The sequence below is a fragment of the Brevundimonas sp. genome (genome assembly GCF_041648615.1).
Lineage (GTDB): Bacteria > Pseudomonadota > Alphaproteobacteria > Caulobacterales > Caulobacteraceae > Brevundimonas.
In genome coordinates, this window is the sequence record NZ_JBAZOS010000086.1 from 1 (window position 1) to 2,993 (window position 2,993).

General features: G+C 71.0%; 3 protein-coding genes and 1 other RNA gene. 2 read left to right on the plus strand and 2 right to left on the minus strand.

Annotated elements, in window-relative coordinates:
- On the minus strand, window positions 1-626 hold a 626-nt coding region (locus WC555_RS15540), incomplete at its 3' end, for a cytochrome c family protein (protein ID WP_373255030.1).
- A gap of 159 nt (window positions 627-785) precedes the next feature.
- On the opposite strand from WC555_RS15540, the gene WC555_RS15545 reads away from it, so the two are divergent.
- Window positions 786-1,511: a 3-deoxy-manno-octulosonate cytidylyltransferase gene (locus WC555_RS15545; RefSeq protein WP_373255031.1), complete on the plus strand. Its 726-nt coding sequence runs from the start codon at window positions 786-788 to the stop codon at window positions 1,509-1,511.
- Window positions 1,512-1,719: 208 nt separating this feature from the next.
- Here WC555_RS15545 and nudC read toward each other — a convergent pair whose 3' ends face one another.
- Window positions 1,720-2,664 (minus strand): NAD(+) diphosphatase, encoded by a 945-nt coding sequence (nudC, locus tag WC555_RS15550; protein ID WP_373255032.1) that lies wholly within the window; start codon window positions 2,662-2,664, stop codon window positions 1,720-1,722.
- Window positions 2,665-2,720: 56 nt separating this feature from the next.
- Here nudC and ffs point away from each other — a divergent pair.
- Window positions 2,721-2,814, plus strand: an RNA gene (gene ffs / locus WC555_RS15555) — signal recognition particle sRNA small type.
- Window positions 2,815-2,993 lie beyond the last annotated feature (179 nt).

A 2,993-nucleotide genomic window follows, 5' to 3' on the forward strand; every position in this document is an offset into this window, starting at 1 on the left:
CCGGCGGCTTCAGCGCCGGCGACCGGAGCCGCGCCTTCGACCGGAGCGGCCGGGGCGGCGCCGGGCTGACGGGCGGGGTCCGGCGCGGGGATGGCCATGCCGCCCGAGCCCTGGCTGCGCAGCCAGGCGATCAGATTGACGCGGGTGTTGGTGTCGCGAATGCCGGCGAACGACATCTTGGTGCCGGGAATGTAACGGCCCGGCGCGGTCAGGAACTGGTCCAGTTCGTCCAGACCCCAGGTCGGAGCCTCGCCCTTGTGGGCCTGCATGGCGTCCGAATAGGCGAAGCCCGCGCGGTGCATGACCGGGCCGCCGACCACGCCGAACAGATTCGGGCCGATGCCGTCCGCCCCGCCCGAGGTGGCGTTGTGACAGGCCTGGCAGCGCGCGAAGGCGGCCTCGCCGGCGGCCAGATCGGCGGCCGGAAGGATCGTGCCCCAGTCGGGCGGCAGGACGACCTCGGCGGGTCCGCCGGCGGCCTCTTCAGGCGCGTCGACGAAATAGCCCATCTTTTCAGGGGCCGCGGTGTGATAAATCGCGCCGGTCACCTGCTGCACGCCGATGATGACGAAGGCGGTCGCCAGACCGGCGCCCAGAATCTTGTTCCACTTCAGATCGCCGCTCATGCGCGTCGTCTCACCTTCTTTTTGGCCGTTTCCGAGGCCCGACCGTATGACGGGCGGGCGAATTCTTGCGTGGGCGTCTCTTACACGCTAGCGCGGCCTTCGCAACCGGCGGAAGGTCGTCGGAGCGTCGCAGCCCACAGTCTGCCCTGGGACTTGAACGTGAACCCGCTGATCCTGATCCCCGCGCGCATGGCCGCGACCCGTCTGCCGAACAAGCCGCTGGCCGATATCGGCGGCGTGCCGATGATCGTCCGGGCGTACCGTCAGGCCGCCCTGTCGGGCCTTCCGGTCGCCGTCGCGGCCGGGGATCCGGAGATCGTGGCGGCCATCGAGGCCGACGGCGGCGTCGCCGTCCTGACCGATCCCGACCTGCCGTCCGGCTCGGACCGCATTCGCGCCGCCCTCGACGTCATCGATCCCGACGGCCTCCACGACGCGGTCATCAATCTGCAGGGCGACATGCCGTTCGCCGACCCGGGCCTGGCCACGGCCTGCGCCGCCTTGCTGCACGGCGAGCCCGCCTGCGACATCGCTACCCTGATCGCCCCGGAAGCGGCCCCCTCGGACCGGACCAATCCGGACGTGGTCAAGGCCGTGATCGCCCTGTCGGACGGCGAGCGCCACGGCCGCGCCCTCTATTTCACCCGCTCGACCCTGTTCGGCGACGCGCCGATCTGGCGTCACATCGGCCTGTACGGCTACCGCCGCGCCGCGCTGGAGCGGTTCTGCGCCGCCCCGCCGTCGCCGCTGGAACGCCGCGAGAAGCTGGAACAGCTCAGGGCCCTGGAAATGGGCCTGCAGATCTGGGCGGCCGTCATCGATGAAGCGCCCCTGTCGGTCGACAATCCGGCCGATCTCGCCGCGGCGCGGGCCCTGGCCCGCTAGCGAGCCGGCGAAGCCGGAATCAGAGAGTCCTGGCCCTGAGGCCGGAAGGTTCATCACAACGAACACAAAGGGCTCACGAAGGGCACAACGGGAGCGGAGCCAGTCACCGGCCCCGTCGTGTCCTTTGTGTATTCGTCGTGTCCTTCGTGATGAACCTGCCGGCCTTCACGCCACGCTGAAGCTTGAAGCCGGCTGCGCCGGGACGGCGTCAGACCTCGAAGCCGTCGACCCACGCCTGCAACAGCGTCCGGGCGATCGCGATCGGGGGCGGGGCCTTGATCGAGGGATGGCGACCGGCCAGGACGTCGGCCGCCTCCGCCCGCGTCAGCCAGGCCACCGCCTCCAGTTCGGTCTGGTCGGGCCGGGCGTCCATGCTGTCGACCTCGGCGATCAGGCCGATCATCAGCTGCGACGGGAAGGGCCACGGCTGGCTGGAGTGATAGCGCACCGCCGTCACCGTCAGCCCCGCCTCCTCGGCGATCTCGCGGGCGCAGGCCTCCTCTATGCTCTCGCCGGGTTCAAGGAAGCCCGCCAGCGCCGACATCCGACCCTCGGGCCAGGCCGCCTGACGGCCCAGCAGGCAGATCGGCTCGGCGCCGCCCCGGAACACCGGCAGCATGATGGTCACCGGATCGACGCGCGGAAAATGCTCGACCCCGCAGGCCGGGCAGATGCGCTTCCAGCCGCCGCACGCGTTCTCGCTCTCGACCCCGCAGGCGGCGCAGAAGCCGTGCCGCCGCCGCCATTCGAACAGCGACCGGGCCGCCCCCGCCATGGCCGCGTCCGGGCCCGGCAGCAGGGCCGCCGCCTCGCGCATCTCGTGAAAGGCCCCCAGCCCGGCCAGCGGCCCCGCCGCCGGATCGGCCGAGCCCTCGACCTCGACCGCGAAACAGGGCGCGCCCTTCCACAGGCCGAGGAACAGCTCGCGGTCCGGAACCACGGCGCGGGCGTGGCCCAGGGCCAGCCAGGCCAGCCGCGGCTCGCCCCCGTCCTTTCCGGAACCCGCCTCGATCAGGGGCCGGCCCTCCCACAGCACCATGGCCACGGCCTCGGGATTGGCGGCCTGTTCGGCCAGCCACTCCGGATCGTTGCGAAGATCGCCGGCCCGATCGAGCGGGTCGCCGGCGAAGGTGTTCAGGACGGGGAGGGCCATGACATCATCTAGCAAGCCCCCGCTTGCATCCGCGAGCCGGAATCGTCATATCCCCTCTCGGAGATCGCGGGCGAAGGTTTCGCCAATCTGGTCAGGGCCGGAAGGCAGCAGCCACAACGAATTCCCCTTCGGGTCGCGGTCTCCACCTCTTTTATTGTGCGCTATCGCTCGCCGCGCGGCGGCTCGCTGCCTGAGCGCGGGCGGAACCGTCGCCGTCGCCATCCGCTGTGCAGGCTCACCCCCTCAGGAGCGGACATGAGCATTCTCGGCAACATCCTCGGCAAGATCTTCAAGAAGCGCGACGCGCCGACCGCGCCCCCCGCCGCCGC